At 68.0% G+C, this 21,880-nt stretch carries 23 protein-coding genes; 14 read left to right on the forward strand and 9 right to left on the reverse strand.

Going from position 1 to position 21,880, the window contains the following annotated elements; genetic code table 11:
- Window positions 1-14: 14 nt before the first annotated feature.
- Together ACIO3S_RS04715 and ACIO3S_RS04720 are read right to left on the reverse strand one after the other, a co-directional pair.
- Window positions 15-827 (reverse strand): IclR family transcriptional regulator, encoded by an 813-nt coding sequence (locus tag ACIO3S_RS04715; protein WP_160025447.1) that lies wholly within the window; start codon window positions 825-827, stop codon window positions 15-17.
- Window positions 828-1,046: 219 nt separating this feature from the next.
- Window positions 1,047-2,312 (reverse strand): TetR/AcrR family transcriptional regulator, encoded by a 1,266-nt coding sequence (locus ACIO3S_RS04720; RefSeq protein ID WP_400460072.1) that lies wholly within the window; start codon window positions 2,310-2,312, stop codon window positions 1,047-1,049.
- 107 nt (window positions 2,313-2,419) lie between these two features.
- Between ACIO3S_RS04720 and ACIO3S_RS04725 the strand changes: the two genes are divergently transcribed.
- On the forward strand, window positions 2,420-4,213 hold the full coding sequence (locus ACIO3S_RS04725; protein WP_400460075.1) for an ATP-binding cassette domain-containing protein: 1,794 nt from the start codon (window positions 2,420-2,422) through the stop codon (window positions 4,211-4,213).
- A gap of 106 nt (window positions 4,214-4,319) precedes the next feature.
- Here ACIO3S_RS04725 and ACIO3S_RS04730 read toward each other — a convergent pair whose 3' ends face one another.
- Complete coding sequence (locus ACIO3S_RS04730; protein WP_141791697.1) at window positions 4,320-4,808, reverse strand: MarR family transcriptional regulator; 489 nt, start codon at window positions 4,806-4,808, stop codon at window positions 4,320-4,322.
- A 108-nt stretch (window positions 4,809-4,916) separates the two neighbouring features.
- Here ACIO3S_RS04730 and ACIO3S_RS04735 point away from each other — a divergent pair, with 108 nt between their 5' ends.
- The 4 genes from ACIO3S_RS04735 (at window position 4,917) to ACIO3S_RS04750 (ending at window position 7,024) form a co-directional block, all read left to right on the forward strand.
- The gene (locus ACIO3S_RS04735) at window positions 4,917-5,714 is read left to right on the forward strand and encodes a methyltransferase domain-containing protein (protein WP_400460079.1); all 798 of its coding nucleotides are present in this window, start codon (window positions 4,917-4,919) and stop codon (window positions 5,712-5,714) included.
- On the forward strand, window positions 5,711-6,091 hold the full coding sequence (locus tag ACIO3S_RS04740; RefSeq protein ID WP_400460082.1) for a VOC family protein: 381 nt from the start codon (window positions 5,711-5,713) through the stop codon (window positions 6,089-6,091). The genes ACIO3S_RS04735 and ACIO3S_RS04740 overlap by 4 nt, the downstream gene beginning before the upstream one ends.
- A gap of 149 nt (window positions 6,092-6,240) precedes the next feature.
- A complete protein-coding gene (locus ACIO3S_RS04745; RefSeq protein ID WP_008362591.1) occupies window positions 6,241-6,507 on the forward strand; it encodes a metal-sensitive transcriptional regulator in 267 nt (88 codons plus the stop codon).
- Window positions 6,508-6,556: 49 nt separating this feature from the next.
- A complete protein-coding gene (locus ACIO3S_RS04750; RefSeq protein ID WP_160025442.1) occupies window positions 6,557-7,024 on the forward strand; it encodes a hotdog fold domain-containing protein in 468 nt (155 codons plus the stop codon).
- A 64-nt stretch (window positions 7,025-7,088) separates the two neighbouring features.
- Here ACIO3S_RS04750 and ACIO3S_RS04755 read toward each other — a convergent pair whose 3' ends face one another.
- The 4 genes from ACIO3S_RS04755 to ACIO3S_RS04770 all read right to left on the reverse strand — a co-directional run bounded on the left by ACIO3S_RS04755 (window position 7,089) and on the right by ACIO3S_RS04770 (window position 10,477).
- Entirely contained in the window at window positions 7,089-7,994 is a 906-nt protein-coding gene (locus tag ACIO3S_RS04755; RefSeq protein ID WP_400460087.1) for an amino acid ABC transporter permease, read from the reverse strand.
- Window positions 7,994-8,683 (reverse strand): amino acid ABC transporter permease, encoded by a 690-nt coding sequence (locus tag ACIO3S_RS04760; RefSeq protein ID WP_400460090.1) that lies wholly within the window; start codon window positions 8,681-8,683, stop codon window positions 7,994-7,996. The genes ACIO3S_RS04755 and ACIO3S_RS04760 overlap by 1 nt, the downstream gene beginning before the upstream one ends.
- 116 nt (window positions 8,684-8,799) lie before the next feature.
- The gene (locus ACIO3S_RS04765; protein WP_400460093.1) at window positions 8,800-9,618 is read right to left on the reverse strand and encodes a glutamate ABC transporter substrate-binding protein; all 819 of its coding nucleotides are present in this window, start codon (window positions 9,616-9,618) and stop codon (window positions 8,800-8,802) included.
- 82 nt (window positions 9,619-9,700) lie between these two features.
- Window positions 9,701-10,477: an amino acid ABC transporter ATP-binding protein gene (locus ACIO3S_RS04770; RefSeq protein WP_160025438.1), complete on the reverse strand. Its 777-nt coding sequence runs from the start codon at window positions 10,475-10,477 to the stop codon at window positions 9,701-9,703.
- Window positions 10,478-10,634: 157 nt separating this feature from the next.
- Between ACIO3S_RS04770 and miaB the strand changes: the two genes are divergently transcribed.
- A complete protein-coding gene (gene miaB / locus ACIO3S_RS04775) occupies window positions 10,635-12,140 on the forward strand; it encodes a tRNA (N6-isopentenyl adenosine(37)-C2)-methylthiotransferase MiaB (RefSeq protein WP_160025437.1) in 1,506 nt (501 codons plus the stop codon).
- Window positions 12,141-12,247: 107 nt separating this feature from the next.
- Window positions 12,248-13,180: a zinc metalloprotease gene (locus ACIO3S_RS04780; protein WP_160025436.1), complete on the forward strand. Its 933-nt coding sequence runs from the start codon at window positions 12,248-12,250 to the stop codon at window positions 13,178-13,180.
- Between the two features lie 97 nt (window positions 13,181-13,277).
- On the opposite strand, the gene ACIO3S_RS04785 is transcribed toward ACIO3S_RS04780, so the two are convergent.
- Both ACIO3S_RS04785 and ACIO3S_RS04790 read right to left on the reverse strand, forming a co-directional pair.
- Entirely contained in the window at window positions 13,278-13,787 is a 510-nt protein-coding gene (locus ACIO3S_RS04785; protein ID WP_400460098.1) for a hypothetical protein, read from the reverse strand.
- 257 nt (window positions 13,788-14,044) lie between these two features.
- The gene (locus tag ACIO3S_RS04790) at window positions 14,045-14,239 is read right to left on the reverse strand and encodes an antitoxin (protein WP_400460101.1); all 195 of its coding nucleotides are present in this window, start codon (window positions 14,237-14,239) and stop codon (window positions 14,045-14,047) included.
- Window positions 14,240-14,392: 153 nt separating this feature from the next.
- Between ACIO3S_RS04790 and miaA the strand changes: the two genes are divergently transcribed.
- The 7 genes from miaA (at window position 14,393) to hflX (ending at window position 21,867) form a co-directional block, all read left to right on the forward strand.
- Window positions 14,393-15,292, forward strand: coding sequence for a tRNA (adenosine(37)-N6)-dimethylallyltransferase MiaA (gene miaA, locus ACIO3S_RS04795; protein WP_400460104.1), 900 nt, complete (start codon window positions 14,393-14,395; stop codon window positions 15,290-15,292).
- Window positions 15,289-16,218, forward strand: coding sequence for a helix-turn-helix domain-containing protein (locus ACIO3S_RS04800; protein WP_400460107.1), 930 nt, complete (start codon window positions 15,289-15,291; stop codon window positions 16,216-16,218). Before miaA ends, ACIO3S_RS04800 begins: the two co-directional genes overlap by 4 nt.
- Window positions 16,219-16,271: 53 nt before the next feature.
- Entirely contained in the window at window positions 16,272-16,901 is a 630-nt protein-coding gene (locus tag ACIO3S_RS04805) for a pyridoxamine 5'-phosphate oxidase family protein (protein WP_160025433.1), read from the forward strand.
- Window positions 16,901-17,752, forward strand: a complete 852-nt coding sequence (gene dapF, locus ACIO3S_RS04810; RefSeq protein ID WP_400460111.1) for a diaminopimelate epimerase — start codon at window positions 16,901-16,903, stop codon at window positions 17,750-17,752. Before ACIO3S_RS04805 ends, dapF begins: the two co-directional genes overlap by 1 nt.
- 60 nt (window positions 17,753-17,812) lie before the next feature.
- Window positions 17,813-18,589 (forward strand): SDR family NAD(P)-dependent oxidoreductase, encoded by a 777-nt coding sequence (locus ACIO3S_RS04815; protein WP_378826466.1) that lies wholly within the window; start codon window positions 17,813-17,815, stop codon window positions 18,587-18,589.
- A 101-nt stretch (window positions 18,590-18,690) separates the two neighbouring features.
- The gene (locus ACIO3S_RS04820) at window positions 18,691-20,322 is read left to right on the forward strand and encodes a VWA domain-containing protein (protein ID WP_400460115.1); all 1,632 of its coding nucleotides are present in this window, start codon (window positions 18,691-18,693) and stop codon (window positions 20,320-20,322) included.
- Window positions 20,323-20,382: 60 nt separating this feature from the next.
- The gene (gene hflX, locus ACIO3S_RS04825) at window positions 20,383-21,867 is read left to right on the forward strand and encodes a GTPase HflX (RefSeq protein WP_400460118.1); all 1,485 of its coding nucleotides are present in this window, start codon (window positions 20,383-20,385) and stop codon (window positions 21,865-21,867) included.
- Window positions 21,868-21,880 lie beyond the last annotated feature (13 nt).

Here is a 21,880-nt window from a genome sequence, read left to right on the forward strand (position 1 = left end):
ACGCCTCGGCCGGGTCAGGCGGCGCTGGAGACGACCTCGTCGGAGATCGCCGCGGCGGCGCGGCGCAGATGGCGGGTGATGCTGGCGGCGTTGAACCCGGCGGCGCTGCCGGAGACGGAGACCGCGGCGATCGCCCGGCCCTCGATCATGATCGGGACCGCGGCGCAGACGATGCCGAGCTGGGCCTCCTCGCGGTCGAAGGCGATGCGCTCGCTGTTGGCGCGGCGGAGCTCGGCGAGGAACTTCGCCGGGTCGCCGTGCGAGTGGCGGGTGCGCCTCACCAGGCCGGACTCGAGCACCGGCGCGATGTGGTTGCGGTCGCTGAACGAGAGGATCGCCTTGCCGAGCGCGGAGCAGGCGGCGGGCGCTCGCCCGCCGACGTACGTGTCCGGCTGGATGCCACCACGACCGGTGATCTTCTCCAGGATGACGATGTCGGTGCCCTCGAGGATGGCGAGGTGCACGGTCTTGCCGGTCGCCACGTATAGCTCGGCCAGATGTGGCATCGCGGTCTCCCGGATGCCTTGCGGGCGGCAGATCTGCACCGCGTTGCCGAGCTCGAAGAGCCGCCGGCCGAGTACGTAGTGGCGGCCGGTGCGCTCGACGTACCCGCTCTGCTCGAGGTGGCGCAGAAGGCGGAAGGCGGTCGACTTGGGAAGGCCCGCGGTGCGAGCGATCTCGCTGACACCGAGCTTCGGGCCGGCTCCGAGAAATGCCTCCAGGATCTGGAGGGCCTTCGTCGCAGACGGGGTCGCCGAGGAGGTCGTCCTCGGGGCGCCTTCATGGTCGTGCTGACTAGCCAGGGTGGGGATAGCAGTGACGCTCATGGGGGGATCTCCTTAACTGAGACGGAGGCACCACGAAGGGGGGATCTGGGGCCTCCAACTCTCTGTGACAGCAGTCACTGTAACGATCGTTCCGGAGGTTGTGGAGCAAATGTTGGATAAATCTCATTCCTGACCTGCGGAAATAGATGACACGGCATACAGTTCGCTGCGTTTCTGCCCGTTAGCGTCGTAAATCCTCTGTGGACGTACGGTAGTAGGTCAGTGACTGATCTGTGTATGAAACGGCGTCGCCGTCACCAGTCGCGCCAGCAGGTCCGAGGTCGTGGCCGGTGGCATGTCGGCGCTGTCGAGCGCCTCGGCAAAGAGAAGTCCGTCTGCGATCACCAGCAGCAGCGCGGCCATCTGATCGGCGTGCACCGACCCGTCGTCACCGAGAGCTCCGCGGAACCAGCCGGCGAAGTCGTCGCGCGACTGGCGGCGTACGGCAAGGAACCGGTCGCGGCCGGGAAGTGGCTCAGCCCGCTTCGGCAGCACCAGCATCAGGCCGATCCGCAGGAACGGGGGCAGCCGGCGCAGGCTGGCCACCAGGGGCCTCAGCATCAGGGGGAGCTCGGCGGCGCAGTCGTAGTCAGCGCTCGGCGACTGCCAGGAGGACTGGGTGCTGATCCAGGCGCGGTAGGAGTCGTCCACCGCGGCCGAGAACAGGTCGTCCTTGTTCGCGAAGTGCCAGTAGACCGATGAGGCCGGCAGCTCCGCCGCGGCACAGATCCGGCTGATCGAGGCGCCCTCGTAGCCACTCTCCGCGGCGACCTCCAGCGCTGCCGCGACCAGCTTCTCGCGGCTGCTGCTCCTGCCCTCGTACGTCACCGGCGGCAGATCCACGGGCTCGGGGACGGCCGCCGGGTCCTGCTTCCGGAGGTGGTCCGCGACTTCGGCCAGCCCGTCGGCGAGCCGCTGCCGGAGCGGGTCGAGCTCGGCGTACTCGTCGGTCTGGGCGTGGATGAAGAGGCCGTCGTGCGCGGCGAGCGTCAGTCGGGCGAGGGTCTCGATGTGCGGGGCCGGAAGGTCGACCGCCTCGTCCCACCACCGCTCGAAGTCGGCCAGCGTCTGGGTGCGGATCTGGAGGAAGCGCTGGCGCGGACCGTCGCCGACCGTCGGTCCGGACTCGAGTGCCAGCATCAGGCCCATCCGCCACCAGTCGGCCCTGGCGCCGTGGGTGTCCGACGTCGTACGCCGCAGGTTGGCCAGCAGCCCCTCGCGCAGGTCGTCGCCGGTCGGTGTCGGCTCCCACCGCGGGGCGATGTCGTTCCATCGGGTGTAGCCGTGCTCGAGCGCCTCGGCGAGGAGCTGGTCCTTGTTGGAGAAGTGCCAGTAGAGGGACGACGGCGGGAGGCCGGTCGCGCGACGGACCAGCGCCATCGTCGTGCCGACATAGCCACGCTCGGCGGCCAGCCGGAGCGCTGCTTCGAGGATCATCTGACGCGAGCCTTGCGTGTGCTCGCGGAGCGTCGTCTTCTCGGCCATTGCACTGAGTCTAAGCAGGTCAGGGGCTCTTCGTCCGTCCGGTGTGCCGCTGGGTGGCCGCCGCGATGCTGGCTGCCTCACCGGCCTCGGGGACAATGGGAGACGATATGGCGAACCTCCTCAACCTCGAGCACGTCTCCAAGGCGTACGGCATCCGGCCCCTCCTCGACGACGTCTCCCTCGGCATCAACGCCGGCGACCGGGTCGGCATCGTCGGCCGCAACGGCGACGGGAAGACGACGCTCCTGCAGGTGATGACCGGTCTGGAGGAGCCAGACTCCGGTCGCGTCTCGCGCCAGCGTGGCCTGCTGGTGGGGTTCCTGCACCAGGGTGACCAGCTCATCGACACCCACACCGTGCGCGAGGCGGTGCTCGGCGGGCGGTCCGATCACGAGTGGGCCGGCGTCCCCGTGCTCCGTGAGATCGTCGAACAGCTCCTGGCCGGGATCGACCTGGACCGTTCCGTCATGGGTCTGTCCGGTGGCGAGCGCCGCCGCTGTGCCCTGGCCGAGCTGCTCCTGGGCGACCACGACCTGATCGTGCTCGACGAGCCCACCAACCACCTCGACGTCGAGGCCGTGGCCTGGCTCGCTTCCCACCTGGCCGCGCGCTCGTCCGCGCTCGTCGTGGTCACCCACGACCGCTGGTTCCTCGACGCGGTGTGCCAGTTCACCTGGGAGGTCCACGACGGCCAGGTCGACGCCTACGAAGGTGGCTATGCCGCCTTCGTCCTCGCCAAGGCCGAAAGGTCCCGTCAGGCCGCCGCCACCGAAGTACGCCGCCAGAACCTGGTCCGCAAGGAGCTGGCCTGGCTGCGCCGCGGCGCCCCGGCGCGTACGTCGAAGCCGAAGTTCCGCATCGACGCCGCCAACCAGCTCATCGAGGACGTACCTCCGCCGCGCGACCGCTTCGAGCTGCAGAAGTTCGCCACTCAGCGGCTCGGCAAGGACGTCATCGATGTCGAGGACGTCGACCTCTTCCGCGGCGAACGACAGCTGCTGTCGCACGCCACCTGGCGCATCGGTCCTGGGGACCGGATTGGCATCGTCGGCGTCAACGGCGCCGGCAAGACCTCGGTGCTGTCGCTGCTGGACGGCACCCTCCCGCCTGCGGTGGGGAAGGTACGCCACGGCCGCACCATCGCTCTCCAGCACCTGACCCAGCAGCTCGACGACCTCGACCCGGAGGCGCGAGTCCTCCCGACCGTCGAGTCGATCAAGCGCGTCACCAAGACGACCGACGGCCAGGAGCTCTCGGCGACCTCGATGCTCGAGCGCTTCGGCTTCACCGGCGACAAGCTGGTCACCCGTATCGGCGACCTCTCCGGCGGCGAGCGCCGCCGCTTCCAGCTGCTGCGCCTGCTGCTCACCGAACCCAACGTGCTGCTGCTCGACGAGCCGACCAACGACCTCGACATCGAGACGCTCAACGTCCTCGAGGACTTCCTCGACGCCTGGCCGGGCACCCTGATCGTCGTCTCCCACGACCGCTACTTCCTCGAGCGCGTCACCGACTCCGTCTGGGCCCTCCTCGGCGACGGACAGATCTCCATGCTCCCGCGCGGTGTCGACGAGTATCTCGAGCGCCGCCTCCCCATCCCTGCCGGGGCGTCAGCCCCGCCGGCCGAGGCGTCACGCGCGTCGGCCGAGACGGCAGCGGGTGGCCCGTCGAAGGCCAAGCCCGGCTCCGCCGACGAACGAGCGGCGAAGAAGGTCATCGCCAGGATCGACAAGCAGCTCGAGCGGATCGGCGAGCAGCAGCAGAAGCTCGAGCTCGCGATGGCCGAGTCGGTCAACGACTACACCCGGCTCGCCGAGCTCAGCGCCGAGCTGGATCAGCTCGCCGCGGAAAAGGACGACCTCGAGCTGGAGTGGCTAGAAGCCGCCGAGGTCCTGGAGTAGCGGCTTGCGGCTGCTGTAACACGTCGTTCGTAGCACTACTCGCCCTATGGGAACGACCGGATAGTGCTACGAACAGCGTGTTACACGCCGTATGCGCCGATCGAAGTCAGGACGAGAAGGGGACTAGCAGCCGGCGCAGCAGGTCGGTGAGCTGGCTCTGCTGGTCGTCGGAGAGGCCGTCGAGGAATTCCCGCTCAGCCGCGAGGAGCGCCTCGAAGGCGCTGTCGACGGTCGCCTTGCCGTCGGGGGTGAGCCGGACGAGGACGCCCCGCCGGTCGGCCGGATCCGGCAGCCGCTCGACCAAGCCGCGCGAGGCGAGCCGGTCGACGCGGTTGGTCATGGTCCCGCTGGTCACCAGGGTCTCGCGCAGCAGGCGGCCGGGGGAGAGCTCGTAGGGGTCGCCCGCTCGGCGCAGGGCGGCGAGTACGTCGAACTCCCACGACTCGATTCCCGAACCCGAGAACGCGTCGCGTCGAGCGAGGTCGAGGTGACGCGAGAGGCGGGAGAGACGCGAGAAGATCTCGACGGGACCCAGGTCCAGGTCGGGCCTTTCGTGTGCCCAGGCCTCGCTCAGGTCGTCGACTTCGTCGCGCATGGCGTGAGCGTAGCCCAAGTTCGCCTCATCGAGAATCTTGACATCGAGACAAGTCGGCGAGACGATCTGAATATCTTGACGTCAAGAGAAATCGAGAGGACGTACGCCATGACCGCATGGGATCCCGAGCGCTACCTGACCTACTCCGACGAGCGAGGTCGGCCGTTCGTCGATCTCCTTCGCCGGGTCGATGCGGATCGTCCGAAGACCGTGGTCGACCTCGGCTGCGGCCCCGGCAACCTGACCGCCCTGGCTGCGGGTCGCTGGCCGGAGGCCAGGGTCGTCGGCATCGACTCCAGTGCGCCGATGATCGACAAGGCGCGCGCGACCATCGACGGCGTCGACTTCGCGGTGGCGGATCTCCGCGACTGGGCCGAGTCGGTGGTGCCGGGCTCCGTCGACGTACTCCTCTCCAACGCCACCCTCCAGTGGGTGTCCGGTCATCTGGACCTGCTCCCCACGCTCGCCGGTGCGGTTGGCGACGGCGGCTGGTTCGCCTTCCAGGTCCCGGGCAACTTCGACGAGCCCAGCCATCGGCTGCGCGAGGATCTCGCCGCCGAGGAGTCGTACGCGGAGCACACCCGTCACCTCGAGTCGCCCGGGTCGCATGACCCGGCCGACTACTTCGACGTGCTGGTGGGAGAGGGCTTCGAGATCGATGCCTGGGAGACGACGTACCTGCACGTGCTGACCGGGGAGGATCCGGTCTTCACCTGGATCGCCGGGACGAGCCTTCGTCCTACGGCCGCCGCGCTGGAGAAGGCCGGTCTCTTCGATCTGTTCGCCGAAGAGCTCAAGAACCGTCTGGCACAGGCCTATCCCGTACGAAACGATTCGGTAGGAAACAGTTTCGTCCTGCTTCCGTTTCGCCGCGTCTTCGTGGTCGCCCGGAAACTGGCGGCATGATGCGCATCCATCACGTGCAGGTCGGTATGCCCGCCGGCCGCGAGGACGAGGCCCGGACCTTCTACGCCGACGGCCTCGGGCTGACCGAGGTGCCGAAGCCGGCCGAGCTGGCCAAACGCGGCGGCGCCTGGTTCCGTTCGCCGGGCGGCGCGGAGATCCACCTCGGTGTCGAGGATCCGCACCGACCGCAGGCCAAGGCCCATCCCGCGCTGGCGGTCGAGACCGAGGCGGACCTGGAGGCGATGGGGGCGAGGTTGGCGAGCCTGGACTTCGATGTCGACTGGAGCCAGCGCCACAACGCCGAGGGCTTCGAGCGCTTCCATGTCCGCGATCCGTTCGGCAACCGCGTCGAGATCGTGTGGCAGACGGGCATCTAGCACGAACTTTGGTCCCATGTAGGCGAAAACCGGAATCATCCAAAAAGAACCGTAACGCCAACTGGTCTGGACCGTTGTCCCCCGGGGGATACAACAACGAGCCAGGAATGATGCCAGAAACGATGGAAGGCAAGACTTTGACTGACGACGTGACCGTCCCCCAGCCTCGGGACGCGGAGACGACGAGCGTGGTCAATCGAGTCCGCCGGGCTCAGGGCCAGCTCGGTGGCGTGCTCCGCATGATCGAAGACGGCCGTGAGCTCGCCGATGTGGTCGGCCAGCTCAAGGCAGTGACCCGCGCCCTCGACAAGGCGGCTTTCGCGCTGCTCTCCAACGAGCTGCGCCGCGCGCACGCCGACGGAGATCGCCCGGAGCAGATCGAGGAGCTCGAGAAGGTCTTCCTCTCCCTCTCCTGATCTCGGGCCAGGAGAGGGGAGGAGGTTACCCTCGGGTAACCTGACTGCCATGAGCCAGCTCTACGACCTCTGGAAGTCCTTCAACCGTGTCCCGGTTGTCGGCAAGCGAGCATTCTCGGTCGCGTTCGCGAAGAAGGCGCCCTACTTCGGGTCCATCCACCCGCTGGTCAACCAGCTGCGACCCAACTACGCCGAGGTCATCGTCCCCAACCGCAGGGGCAACCACAACCACATCGGCACCGTTCACGCCATCGCGCTGTGCAACGGTCTCGAGATGGCCATGGGTGCCCTTGCGGAGGTCACCATCCCGCGCGACAAGCGCTGGATCCCCAAGGGGATGACCGTCTCCTACACCGCCAAGGCCTCCACCGACATCACCTGCATCGCGGAGACCGACCAGGAGCAGTGGGACACCGCCGACGGTGACCTCGCGGTGCGCGTCAAGGGCATCCGTGAGGACGGCACCGTGGCCATCGAGGGCACGATCAACCTCTGGGTGACCCCGAAGAAGAAGTAAGAGCAGGTACGCAACGGCCCGCCGCCCCGACGAGGGGCAGCGGGCCGTTTTCGTGCGCTGACGCCTAGGCTGGGCCGCCGGGGCCTATGGCGTTGCTCTTCTGAACGAGCGCGGCCTCGTCGGCGACCGGGTCGATCGCGTCGGCGTGACCAACCGGGGCTGCGGTGCGTCCCACGCGCCGAGTGCGGACTTCGGCGTAGTTGGCGAGGAGTCCGAGGATCGTGTTGAGGACGATGTAGATCGCGGCGACCACGATCGCTGCCGGGAGCAGGTTGTCGAAGTTGCCGTCGAGCTTGACGATCTGATTGAGCAGCTCGCTGTAGGCGAGGATGTAGCCGAGCGCGGTGTCCTTGAGGAGCACCACCAGCTGGGCGATGATCGCCGGAAGCATCGAGCGCACCGCCTGCGGCAGCAGGATCGCGCGCATCACCTGCCCGTCCGTGAGCCCGACCGCGACACCGGCCTCCGTCTGCCCCTTGGGCAGTGCGCCGACGCCGGCTCGGATGATCTCGGCGAGGACGGAGCCGTTGTAGAGCATCAGACCGAGGACGACCGCCCAGAAGACGCTCGTGTCGAATCCGAGCGGCGCCTGCATGAAGTAGATGAACATCATCAGCAGGAGCATCGGGATGGAACGGAAGAACTCGATGACCACCGCCGAAGGCAGGCTGATGAGCTTGCTCTGGGAGAGCCGGCCGACGGCGAACACGAACCCGAAGACGAGCGCGAGGACCGAGCCGGCCGCGAAGGCCTTCAGTGTGCCGATGATGCCGGGGATGAGGAAGTTCTCCCAGGCGGGTGACTCGAGGAACGGTGTCCACTTGTCGGCCTCCCACTGGCCGGTCTCTTCGAACTTCGCCCAGACGAACCAGGCGATGGCCAGGAGCGCCACCAACGCGACACCGGAATAGACCCGGTTGAGCGCCTTGGCGCGCGGGCCGGGGGCGTCGTAGAGAACGGAGGCGGCCATTATCGGATCACCGCGAATCGCTTGGAGGCCCAGTTGGCGACGAAGCCGATGGGCAGGGTCAGGATCATGAAGCCGATCGCGAAGATGATGAAGATCAGCAGGATCTGGTCGGACTCGTTCTCCATCATGGTCTTCATCTGGCCCGATGCCTCGTTGACGCCGGTCGCGGTGACGACACCAATGGTGACGGCGACAGTGGTGTTCTTGGTCATCGCGATCAGCACGCTGGCCAGCGGGTTGATCACCGAACGCAGGGCTTGCGGTAGAACGACGTATGTGAGGTTCTGGGTGAAGGTGAGTCCGATCGCGCGAGCCGCCTCGGCCTGTCCGAGAGGCACCGTGTTGATGCCGGCTCGGAGCACCTCGCACACGAACGTAGAGGTGTAGATCCCCAGCGCCAGGACCGCGAGACGGAAGTTGTTCTCGTAGAGGTCGTCAGGCGCGGGGTTGAACCCCAGTTGATATGCGAGCCCGAAGAGCGCGAAGAACATCACCAGCGTCAGCGGCGTGTTGCGGAACGTATAGACGACGGCCGCACCGACAAACCGCAGCACCGGCACCGGGGACACCCGGAACACGGCGAGCACGGTGCCGAGGATGAGCGCGAAGATGCCGCTGTAGACGGCAAGCCTCAGAGTCAGCCCGAACGAAGTCAGGATGGCTGACCCGTACTCGGAGAAGAGATCCATGGGTCCTTCCAGGATTGTTCAGAAAGCGTCTGCTTCGGTCATGCCGAGCCGGCGCAATACGGTCCTGCGCTACGCAGCGGACCGATTGCGCCGACTCGGCATGACGTCAAGCTCGCTCAGTAGCGGTCGACGGCCGGCGGCTCCGGCAGCTCGTAGCCGGACTCACCGAGGTTGTCGTTGAACGCCTCTTCCCAAGCGCCGTCCGCGAAGGCCTGCTCGATCAGGTCGTTGATCTTGTCGCGGTCCTCGCTGCCCTTGGGCAGACCGACGCCGTAGTTCTCCTCGGAGAACGGCGCACCGACGATCTTGAACTTGCCCGGGTCCTGCTGGGCGTAGCCCGCCAAGATGATGTCGTCGGTGGTCATCGCGTCGAGCTGACCGCCGTCGATCGCGGTGACGCACTTGCTGTAGGTGTCGAACTCCTGCAGCTGGACGCCCTTGGCGTACTCGTCCTTGACCTTCTGGGCCGAGGTCGAGCCGGTCACCGAGCACAGCTTCTTGCCGTCGAGCGTGTCGGGGCCGGTGATGTCGGTGTTGTCGGCGGCGACCAGAAGGTCCTGGCCGGCGATGTAGTAAGGACCGGCGAAGTCGACCTCGGCCTTGCGCTCATCGGTGATCGAGTACGTCGCCAGGATCATGTCGACGGTGCCGTCCTTGAGGAACGTCTCGCGGTTGGCGGAGACGGCCTCGACCCACTCGATCTGGTCGTCGTCGTAACCGAGACCCTCGGCGATGTACTCCGCCATGTCGACGTCGAAGCCGGAGTAGTCACCGTCGGCCTCCTTGAAGCCGAGGCCCGGCTGGTCGAACTTGATGCCGATCTTGATCTTGTCGCCGCTGGCGTCGGAGCCGGTGTCGTCGCTACCACCACAGGCAGCGAGCGAGCCCGTGAGCGCGAGAGCGCCCAGCGTCGCGGCGATCTTCGTGAACTTCATCGTTTCCACCTTCTGGAATTCTGGAAATAAGGGTTGGTGCGGTGCAGGGTTCGCGAGCTCAGGGCTCACCCGAGACGTACGTTCAGTGCTTGAGGATCTTGCCGAGGAAGTCCTTGGCGCGCTCGGACTGCGGGTTGTCGAAGAACTCGGCCGGGGTGTTGGACTCGACGATCTGGCCGTCGGCCATGAAGACGACCCGGTCGGCGGCGACGCGGGCGAAGCCCATCTCGTGGGTGACCACGATCATGGTCATGCCCTCCTTGGCGAGGCTGACCATGACGTCGAGCACCTCCTTGACCATCTCCGGGTCGAGCGCGGAGGTGGGCTCGTCGAAGAGCATCACCTGCGGCTTCATCGCCAGCGCCCGGGCGATGGCGACGCGCTGCTGCTGACCACCGGAGAGCTGCGCAGGGTACTTGCTCGCCTGGACGCCCACGCCGACGCGGTCGAGCAGCTTCTTGGCCTCGGCCTCAGCCTCGGCCTTCTTCAGCTTCCGCACCTTCATCGGGCCCAGCGTGACGTTCTGCAGGATCGTCTTGTGCGCGAAGAGGTTGAAGCTCTGGAAGACCATCCCGACCTCGGCGCGCAGCTTGGCCAGGCCCTTGCCCTCCGCGGGCAGCTCCTTGCCGTCGAGCTTGATCGTGCCCGAGTCGATCGTCTCCAGGCGGTTGATCGCGCGGCAGAGAGTCGACTTCCCCGAGCCTGACGGCCCGATCACCACGACGACCTCGCCACGCTTGATCTCCAGGTTGATGTCCTGGAGAACGTGAAGGTCGCCGTAGTGCTTGTCGACATGGTCAAGAACCACCAAAGCGTCTCCCGAAGGTGCGCCGGCGGGTTCGGTGTCAAGCACGGTCATGCCGCAGACCTAACCACATCCTGCATTGCACATCTATGACTTGGCCCCCGGGATCGGTTACAACCAGATAACCAACAAGACTGGGTACGCCCGCTGGGCCGGCCATCCGCGCTGGATTCCTCGACGCGGCCCCTGCGGTCGTACGCTTGAAGGCGCTATGACTACGTCGATCGCCTCTGGCTCCGCTTCGGCGGTGCGCACCTACGAAGTCCGCACCTACGGGTGCCAGATGAACGTCCACGACTCCGAGCGCCTCTCCGGGCTGCTGGAGGATGCCGGCTATCTGAAGGCGACCGAGGGCACGCAGGCCGACGTGGTCGTCTTCAACACCTGCGCGGTCCGGGAGAACGCCGACAACAAGCTCTACGGCAACCTCTCCCACCTCGCCCCGATCAAGCAGGCCAACCCCGACCTCCAGATCGCCGTCGGCGGCTGCCTCGCGCAGAAGGACCGAGCGACGATCACCGAGAAGGCGCCGTACGTCGACGTGGTGTTCGGGACGCACAACATCGGCTCGCTCCCGGTGCTGCTCGAGCGGGCCCGGGTGCAGGAGGAGGCCCAGGTCGAGATCCTGGAGTCCCTCGAGGTCTTCCCGTCCACGCTGCCGACGAAGCGCGAGTCGGCCTATGCCGCCTGGGTGTCCGTCAGCGTGGGCTGCAACAACACCTGCACCTTCTGCATCGTCCCGAGCCTGCGCGGCAAGGAGAAGGACCGGCGACCGGGCGAGATCCTCGCCGAGATCGAGGCGCTGGTCGCCGAGGGTGTCACCGAGGTGACCCTGCTGGGCCAGAACGTCAACGCCTACGGCGTCGAGTTCGGCGACCGGCAGGCCTTCTCGAAGCTGCTGCGTGCCTGCGGCGAGATCGAGGGGCTGGAGCGGGTCCGGTTCACCAGCCCGCACCCGGCCGAGTTCACCGACGACGTCATCGAGGCGATGGCCGAGACGCCCAACGTGATGCCGTCGCTGCACATGCCGCTGCAGTCGGGCTCCGACCGCGTGCTCAAGGCGATGCGCCGCTCCTACCGGTCGACCAAGTTCCTCGGCATCATCGAGCGCGTCCGGGCAGCGATCCCGCACGCGGCGATCACCACCGACATCATCGTCGGCTTCCCGGGGGAGACCGAGGAGGACTTCCAGGCCACCCTCGACGTGGTCCGTGAGTCGCGCTTCGCCTCCGCCTTCACGTTCCAGTACTCCAAGCGTCCCGGCACCCCCGCCGCCGATCTCCCCGACCAGATCTCTCCGGAGGTCGTGAAGGACCGCTACGGCCGGCTCGTCGACCTCGTCAACGAGATCGCCTACGAGGAGAACAAGAAGAACGTCGGACGTACGCTCGAGCTGATGGTCGCCGAGGGCGAGGGTCGCAAGGATGCCGAGACCCACCGGCTCTCCGGTCGGGCCCCCGACAACCGACTCGTCCACTTCAACGCCGCCGGGGCCGAGGGCGTACGTCCTGGCGACATGGTGAAGGTCGAGATCACCTACGCGGCTCCGCACCACCTGGTCGCCGACAACCCCGTGCTCGAGGTACGCCGCACCCGTTCCGGCGACGCCTGGGAGGCGCGCCAGGGCCGACCCGAGCCCGAGGCCGCTTCGGTCGGGCTGGGGATGCCGTCGGTCGGCGTACCCGCTCCACTGCCGGCTGCGCCGGCCTGCGGCTGATCGTTCGGCACCTGGTTACTCGAACAGCAAATTCTCCGTAACTTCGTTCCCCCTGAGGGTATTCCTGTCCTAGTCTGAGGCAACTTGTCTCAGGAAGGGATACCCCCATGTCGATTCCCAAGCTGGTCAACAGAGCAGCGGCGATGGGCGCACTCGGTGTTCTCGTGGCGTCAGGCCTGGCAGCCGCGGCCCCTGCGGGCGCCATGCAGGCGTCCGCGGGAGGAGATGCCTGCTTCGACCCGCACGAGGTCGGCGCCGCTCGCGTAGCCGAAGGGGCCAAGCAGGTCCGCGACACGAACCACCTGACCGCGAAGCAGGCCGAGGCCAAGGAGAAGGCGCTCTCCAGCGCCCTGGCCGCGCAGGGGAAGAAGGGCGGCACCGCCAACCTCGCCGCGACGACCATCCCGACCTACATCCACGTCATCCAGGAGGACGCCACCACCGGCGTCGTCCCGCAGGCGAACATCGACGCCCAGATCGACGTGCTCAACGCGGCGTACGCCGGCACGCCGTTCTCCTTCGACGTGGTCGGCCAGGAGACCACGATCAACCCGGCCTGGTATCCGATCATCTCCGGCTCGGCCGGCGAGCGGGACATGAAGGCGGCCCTGCGCCAGGGCGGCGACAACGCGCTCAACGTCTACATCGGCGAGATCGACGACGGTCTGCTCGGCTGGGCGACCTTCCCGACCAAGAACATCGGGTCGCAGGACGGTGTGGTCATCCTCGGTGAGTCGCTGCCGGGCGGCTCGGCGGCGCCGTACGACGAGGGCGACACGGCCACGCACGAGGTCGGCCACTGGCTGCACCTCTACCACACCTTCCAGGGTGGCTGCCGCGGCAAGGGTGACCAGGTTGCCGACACTCCGGCCGAGGCCGCGCCGGCCTTCGGCTGCCCGGAGGGCTCCGACACCTGCACCGCTCCGGGCCTCGACCCGATCCACAACTTCATGGACTACACCGAGGACGCGTGCATGGACGAGTTCACGCCGGGTCAGGTGCAGCGCATGATCGACGGATGGGTGGCGTACCGCGCCTGATCGTCGATCTCTGGGTGAGATCTCTGTGTGAAATGCGCCGAGCGCCGGGTCCCTTGCGGGCCCGGCGCTCGATCCGTGTGTGATCAGCTGAGCTGGATCAGTACTGCGACTGGCTCTGCTCGCCGCCGAAGCCGCCCTCGCTCGAGCCCTCGTCGGAGCCGTAGGAGGAGCTCTCGGACTGCTCCTGGCCGCCGTCGAAGCCGCCCTCGTTGGACTGCTCGCCGCCGAAGCCACCCTCGCTCTGGCCACCCTCGGAGCCGTAGGAGGAGCCCTCGTTGGACTCCTGGCCGCCGAAGCCACCCTCGGACTGCTCGCCGCCACCGTAGGAGCTGCCCTCGTTGGACTGCTCACCGTAGGAGGAACCGCCCTCGCTCGAGCCGTAGGAGGAGCTCTCGGACTGCTCCTGGCCGCCGTCGAAGCCGCCCTCGCTGGACTGCTCGCCGCCGCCGAAGCCGCCCTCGCTCTGGCCGCCCTCCTGGCCGCCGAAGCCACCCTCGTTGGACGACTCGGAGCCGTAGGAGGAGCCCTCGCTGGACTCCTGGCCGCCGAAGCCGCCCTCCTGGCCGTAGTTCTGCTGCTCGTCGCTGTTGCCGTAGTTCTCAGACATATTGGTCCACACTTCCGAGTAGTTGTGATCGGACCGGAATCGAACGTGCATCGCACGCCCGCCCCCCGGCTGCCTCATTCGTGAGACGAGAATGAGACGGTCTCGACCGTTCCATGTGACGGCACAAGTCGCAACAGATTCGTAACAGTGTTTTGAAAGTCGATACGTAAAAAGTCAGCTGGGTGTAACGGGACGTAAACGCGAGGCGGGGAGCAACCCGGTGTGGGTCGCTCCCCGCCTCAAGGCGTGTGGAGGGCTCAGTTGCCGCCGTCCAGCTTCTCTGCTTCGTTCTTGGCAGTCTCGACGCCCTGGTCGATCTGGTCGCTGAACTTGCCACCGGTCTTCTCGTCGGCGAACTCGCCGGCCTTGTCCAGGCCCTCGCCGACCTTGTCGGCACCGACCTTGTCGACCGCCTGCTGGGCGAGGTCCTTTGCCTTGTCCAAGAAGCTCATGCTTCCCCCTCTTGATTGGTCGGCTCCCCGTTTGAGCCGACTTGCGGCCAGACTAACCACATGGAGTACGACGGCAACAGGGGGACACGCGACCCGAATAGTTCACATGAGCTACGCAGGTCGGGATCTTTTCCCCAGTCCATCACTCCGATCGTGGCCGTCGTCGGAGCCACCGCTGCAGGGAAGACGTCACTCTCCCTCGACCTCGCCGAGACCCTCGGCGGCGAGATCATCAACACCGACGCGATGCAGGTCTACCGCGGTATGGACATCGGGACGGCGAAGCTGCCGGTCGCGGAGCGGCGCGGGATCCCGCACCATCTGCTCGACCTCCTCGACATCGCTGAACCGGCCTCCGTCGCCGACTTCCAGGCGCTGGCGCGCGAGGAGATCGCGACGCTTCGCAAGGCTGGGAAGACACCCGTGCTGGTCGGCGGCAGTGCTCTCTACACGCGAGCGATCCTGGACCGGTTCGAGTTCCCAGGGACCTCGAACGAGGTGCGTGAGCGTCTGGAGAAGGAGCTGGAAACCGCAGGTGAGAAGGCACTTCACGACCGCCTGCGAGCCCTGGACCCGGTCGCGGCCGAGCGGATCGAAATTGATAACGGCCGTCGCGTCGTACGCGCTCTGGAGGTCATCGAGCTGACCGGCGAGCCGTTCAGCGCACGACTGCCCGAGCAGGTCTACCACGACCCGGCCTCCATCCAGATCGGCGTCGACATCTCCCGGGAAGCCCTGGACGTACGCATACGGCAGCGGGTCTCGGAGATGTTCGAGTCCGGCTTCGTCGAGGAGGTCGCGCGGCTCCTGGAGGCGGGTCTGGGGCGGTCGCGGACCGCGTCGAAGGCCATCGGCTACCAGGAGGTCGCTGCCTATCTCGCGGGGGAGACGACGCTGGAGGAGGCCATGGAGAGAACGGCCATCAAGACGAGGCAGTTCGCACGCCGGCAAGACGCCTGGTTCCGCAAGGATCCGCGGGTCGTGTGGGTCTCGTACGACGATCCGTCCCGTCTGGAGAAGGCCGTCGCGGCCGTGCGGGCGGTGGCGCCATGAGTGGGAACGAGCGGGACCGGCTGAGGGAGCTGTTGGACGCGGTGCTCGACGGGGCCGACGCCGGAGAGCCGCGCACGCTGGCGCAGATGGCCGGCGACGCCTACACCTCGCCCTACCACTTCAACCGGCTGCTCTCCCGGGGTGCGGGCGAGCCGCCGGTGGCGATGCGGCGGCGGGTGATGCTGGAGCGCGCCGCGTGGCAGCTGCAGCACGGTGGCACGGTGACCGATGCCGCCTGGGCCGCCGGCTACGAGTCGGTGGAGGGCTTCTCGCGGGCCTATGCGAAGGCCTTCGGGCACCCGCCGAGCACCGCCGCGGTCAGCCACTGGCTGCCGGCGCCGAACGGGATCCACTTCCATCCGCCGGAGTCGTTGTGGGTCGACTCCCAGGAGCGGGTGCTCTCTCCGCTCACCGAGCAGCTCGTCATGCACGACCTCGACGACACCAGAGCCCTGCTCGACCTCGCCAAGGGCCTGCCCGCGGAGGTGCTCACACAGGTGCGGCTGGCCGGCCACGAGGTGCTGGATTGGGACGGCCCGGAGGAGTCGCTCGCGCAGGTCCTGGAGGCGACGGTGTGGGCCAAGGAGTGCTGGGTGGCCTCGATCGAGGGCCTCTCGATGCCGGTCCGGAGCCGCACGGACTCGATCGTCGCTCTGGTCGAGCGGCACGAGGCCGTGGCGGCGCGGTGGTTGGCGGTCGTACGCGACATCGAGCGGCGCGGGGCCTGGGAGGACCGGCTCATCGACGCCCTGTGCGAGCCGCCGGAGAGCTTCCAGATCGGGTCGGTGGTCGCCCACGTCCTGACGTACGCAGCCCATCGCCGTCTGCTGGTCCGGATGATGCTCCGGATGGCCGGTGTCGAGGTCGACCGGGGCGACCCGATCGAGTGGCTGCGGGCTCGCCGGGGCGAGGTACCGACGGTCTGAGCGACGGGCGAAATGATTCGGCCGCCCGCGCGCCCGCCTCGTACCCTGAGGCCGTGACCCCTACCTGGACTGAGATCAGCACGCTCGAGGAGCTCGTCGACCTGGTCGGCGTGCCGAACGAGCGGGCGGTGACCAAGGGGCGTCCCGCGCTCCTCGACATCGACAGGCAGTGGCTCGCCGCGACGCCGTTCTGCGTGCTCGCGACCTCGGACGCCGACGGCAACTGCGACGCCTCACCCAAGGGGGACCCGGCCGGGTCGCTGGTGCACGTCATCGACGACACGACGATCGCGATCGCGGAGCGTCCGGGCAACAAGCGGGTCGACGGCTACCGCAACGTGCTCGCCAACCCGCACGTCGGGCTCAACTTCCTGATCCCGGGCCGCGGAGACACGCTGCGGATCAACGGCCGCGCCCGGCTGGTCTCGGACGCACCGTTCTTCGACGAGATGGTCGTGAAGGGCAAGCGGCCGATCCTCGCCCTGGTCGTCGACATCGACGACATCTTCTTCCACTGCGCGAAGGCGTTCCTGCGCTCCGGCCTGTGGGACCCGGAGACCTGGGACCCCGACCACCTCCCCAAGCGTGCGGTCATCGCCAAGCAGGTCGAGAACGACCCGCGTACGCTTGCGGAGATGGAGGACTACTACCGCACCGACACCTACTCGAAGTTCCTGTACTGATGTGCTATGTGTTCTTGAAGGGGCACGGTACGGAGAACGACTTCGTGCTGCTGCCGGACGTCGACGGGTCGGTGCACGGCGCCCTCTCGGAGGAGGAGATGGCCGACCGGGTCCGGGCGCTGTGTGACCGCCGGGCCGGCATCGGCGGCGACGGGATCCTGCGGGTGATCCGGACGGCCGCCTACACCGGTGAGGACCGTCCGGTCAGCGACGCCGAGTGGTTCATGGACTACCGCAACGCCGACGGCACCCGAGCCGAGATGTGCGGCAACGGCACCCGGGTCTTCGCGGAGTATCTGCGCTCCGTCGGGCTCGCCGGCGACGAGGTCACCTTCGCGACCCGCGCCGGCGACAAGATCCTCCGCGCGTCCGGAGACGTCTGGACCGCCGACCTGGGCTCGCCGAAGCTGCTCGGGTCGACCCAGGTCAGCGTCGCCCACCACTTCTGGTCGGCCTGCAACGTCGACATGGGCAACCCGCACGCCGCCGCCGAGGTCGAGTCGATCGATCCCCACGGCCCCGTCGGTGACCTCTACGATTCCCCGATCTTCGACGAGGCGGTCTATCCGCACGGGGTGAACGTGGAGTTCTTCGAACGCGTCGGCGAGCGTCACGTCGCCATGCGGGTCTTCGAGCGCGGCGCGGGCGAGACCCGATCGTGCGGCACCGGAGCCTGCGCGGTGATGGTCGCGGCCGCCGAGGCCGACGGTCTCGCGATCGCGCGCGATGCTGATGTGACGTACCGGGTCGATGTCCCTGGCGGCACGCTCCACGTCACCTGGACCACCGACGACCGGGTGCTGCTCACCGGGCCGGCGATCCTGATCGCCGAGGGCACCACCGCGCTCTGACTGCGAGACGGTTAACGGGTATTCACCATCGTGAGGGTGGTCACGTCTATGGTGCTGCCCATGGAGTTGACTGATAGCACAGCGATCGTGACCGGTGCGGCCAGTGGGATCGGGGCGGCGACCGCCCGGGCGCTGGCGGCCAAGGGTGCGACGGTGATCGTCGCGGACATGCAGAAGGACAAGGGCGAGGCCCTGGCGGAGGAGATCAAGGGCCTGTTCGTGCCCGTCGATGTCACCGACACCGACCAGATCACCAACGCCGTGGAGCGGGCCGTGGAGATCGCGCCGCTGAAGGCGGTGGTCAACTCGGCCGGGATCGGTTGGGCGCAGCGCACCATCGGCCGCGACGGTGAGATCGGCTCGGCGCACGACCTGGACGCGTACAAGAAGGTCATCGCGATCAACCTGATCGGCACCTTCGACATGTGCCGCCAGGCCGCGACCTACATCAGCCGCAACGAGCCCGACGCCAACGGGCAGCGTGGCGCGATCGTCAACCTGGCCAGCGTGGCGGCCTTCGACGGCCAGATCGGGCAGGTGTCCTACTCCTCGTCCAAGGGCGGCGTCGTCGGTCTCACCCTCCCGCTCGCGCGCGACCTCGCCGCGGTCGGAATCCGCGTCAACACCGTCGCCCCGGGGCTGATCGACACCCCGATCTACGGCGAGGGCCCGGAGTCGGAGGCGTTCAAGGCCAAGCTCGGCGAGAGCGTGCTGTTCCCGCACCGGCTCGGTGAGCCGGCGGAGCTGGCCAGCATGGTCGTGGAGTGTCTGACCAACGACTACATGAACGGCGAGACGATCCGCGTCGACGGTGGCATCCGGATGCCACCGAAGTAACTGAAGGCAAGAAGTACCCCGACGGCTGGCGCACCGCTAATGTGTGCGCCAGCCGCGGATCGTTTCAGACCGCTCCGCGGATGTCGGAGCAAGGAGTTCGCATGTCCGATAAGGCGGACACCAGTACGTCGAAGGCTCTCGCGATCATCGAGCCCGACGACCCCACGGGGTCGGCGGGACCGGGCGAGCCCCCGCGCGAGCCACGACTGACGCGGGAGACGATCGGCGTGATCGCCGGTGCGGCCGGCGTACTGGCCGTGTGCCTGATCGCGACCGCGCTGGTCGCCAACGGCAACGCGGACTCGACCGACGACCGGACCTGTCTCGGCCCGGACATGACGGTCGCGGTGGCCCCCGAGGCGGCGACCGTCGTGGGTAACATCCTCGAGGACGCCGGCTGCGGCCAGATCGAGGTGGAGGCGACCAAGGCGGACCAGGTCCTCCAGCCGCTGGCGCTCGACGGCGATCTCCCCGATGTGTGGATCCCTGACTCCTCGGTCTGGCTGGACCGGATCGACCCGGCCGTCGAGCCGGTGACGCTGCGGGCCTCGATGGCCTCCTCGCCGGTCGTGCTCGTCTCCGGCGACGGGCTCACCCGCACCTCCTACGCCGAGGCATTCGCCGAGGACGATCTGCTGATGGGCGACCCACAGCGGATGATGAGCGCGCTCGGCACGGCCGTCGCGAGCCGGGGGAAGCCCCAGAGCGAGGCCAAGCTGGAGCCGTACGCAGAGCGGCTCGCCTCCGGCGTGGAGGGCGCCGGGCCGACCGACTCGGGACGCCTGGCCGAGCTGCAGACGGTCATGAGCGGAGTGACCGCGACCAGCGAACAGCAGTGGTCGACGTACGCGCCGTCGCTGAAGGCCAGTGCCCCGAAGGAGGGCACGGTGGTCCTCGACTACCCGGTCCTGATCACCGCGGACGCCTCGCGCCGCAACTCGATCGCCGCCTCGATCACCAGCTTTGCCAGGGTGCTCGACAGCGGTGCCGCCGACACCGCGCTGACCCAGGCCGGGTTCCGCACCACCGGAGCCGGCAAGCCGGCGCCCAACGTGGGCGCGTACACCCGCGTCGACTCGGCCGCGGTGGCGGAGACGGCCTCGGAGTGGAACGCGAGGCTTCGGCCGACCCGGGCGATCGCGGTCATGGACGTCTCCGGCTCGATGGCCTGGCCGGCCGCTCCCGACAGCGCCACCACCCGCCTCCAGCTCACCCAGGAGGCGGCGTCGGAGGCCGTCGGTCTCCTTCCCGGCAGCGCCGCGCTCGGGCTCTGGGCCTTCTCCGAGAAGACCGAGGGCACGCTGGGCGCGGACCACAAGGTGCTCGTCCCCACCCGTCAGCTGGCCTCGAAGGACCAGCGCGCTCAGCTGACCGAGGAGATCGCCGGTCTCACCGAGCGCACCGGTGGCGGCACGTCCCTGCACGACACCGCCCTGGCGGCCTACCAGGCCGCGGTCGCCTCCTACGACCCGCTGGCCTCCAACGACGTGCTCCTGTTCACCGACGGCACCAACGACGACCCCGACTCGATGGACGTGGCAGAGCTCGTACGCCAGCTCGAGGCTGCCTCCGACCCACGGCGGCCGGTCCGCATCCTGGGGATCGGTATCACCGCCGACGCCGACCTCGGCACGCTGCAGGCGATCGCCGAAACGACCGGCGGGGCGGCGTACGTCGCCGAGCGGCCGGAGGACGTCGGAACCGTTCTGCGAGAGGCCCTGGAGCAGCGCTGAGGCGCGCTCTTGGATAAGCATTGTCCCCCGGGTGGTGCGGCGCCGTACCCTTGTTGGTATATGACGAACAACGCACACGATTTTTCACTCGCTGACGAGCTCGAGGCCACCGAGGACTGGGACGCGCTCGAGGACGGGTTCGAGTCCGGCTACGCCGACGAGGATCCCGAGGACATCGACCCCACCGTCGGTGCGATGGAGCTCGCCGAGCGGCACGCGCTCAAGCGCGTCGCCAGCCTGCGCACCGAGCTCGAGGACATCACCGAGGTCGAATACCGCCAGCTTCGCCTGGAGCGAGTGGTGCTCGTGGGCGTGTGGGCCGGCGGCACCCAGACCGACGCCGAGAACTCCCTGGCCGAGCTCGCGCTCCTCGCCGAGACGGCCGGCTCGGAGGTGCTCGAGGCGATCTACCAGCGCCGCCAGGCGCCGGACCCCGCGACGTACATCGGACGCGGCAAGGTCGAGGCGCTCAAGGAGATCGTCGCCGCGACCGGCGCCGACACCGTGATCGCCGACGGCGAGCTGGCGCCGAGCCAGCTCAGGAACCTCGAGGACCGCACCGGGGTCAAGGTCGTCGACCGGACCGCGCTGATCCTCGACATCTTCGCTCAGCACGCCAAGTCGCGCGAGGGCCAGGCGCAGGTGGAGCTCGCCCAGCTCAACTACATGAAGCAGCGGCTTCGTGGTTGGGGTGGCAACCTGTCCCGCCAGGCCGGTGGCCGTGTCGCCGGTGGTGCCGGTATCGGTGGCCGTGGTCCCGGTGAGACCAAGATCGAGACCGACCGCCGCCGGATCAACACCAAGATCGCCAAGCTCAACCGTGAGCTGAAGGCGATGAAGGGCACCCGAGACACCAAGCGTGCCGACCGCAAGCGCCACCACATCCCGGCGGTCGCGATCGCCGGCTACACCAACGCCGGCAAGTCGTCGCTGCTCAACCGCCTCACCGGTGCCGGCGTGCTCGTCGAGGACGCCCTCTTCGCGACCCTGGACCCGACCACCCGCCGCACCACCACCGAGGACGGGCGGGTCTACACGATGTCCGACACCGTTGGGTTCGTGCGCCACCTGCCCCACCAGCTCGTCGAGGCCTTCCGCTCGACGCTGGAGGAGGTCGCCGACGCCGACCTGGTCGTGCACGTCGTCGACGGTTCTCACCCTGATCCCGAGGGTCAGCTGGCGGCGGTGCGTGAGGTCTTCGCCGAAATCGGTGCCAGCGAGGTGCCGGAGCTGGTCGTGATCAACAAGGCCGACATCTCCGACCCGCTGGTGATCGCCAGGCTGCTGCGCGCCGAGCCCCACTCGGTCGCAGTCTCGGCCAAGACCGGAGAGGGCATCGACGCGGCCATCAAGGCCGTCGAGACCGACCTGCCGCGACCGGGCGTCGAGTTCTCCGCGCTGGTTCCCTACGAGCGGGGCGACCTGGTCAACCGGATCCACCAGCACGGCGAGATCGACCACCTCGAGCACACTGCCGAAGGCACCATCGTCAAGGGCCGCGCCAACGCGGACCTGGCCGGGGAGCTGGCTGCTTACTCTGCATGATCTTGGAAGCTGA

The organism is Nocardioides sp. NPDC087217, assembly GCF_044744805.1.
Classification (GTDB): Bacteria; Actinomycetota; Actinomycetes; order Propionibacteriales; family Nocardioidaceae; genus Nocardioides.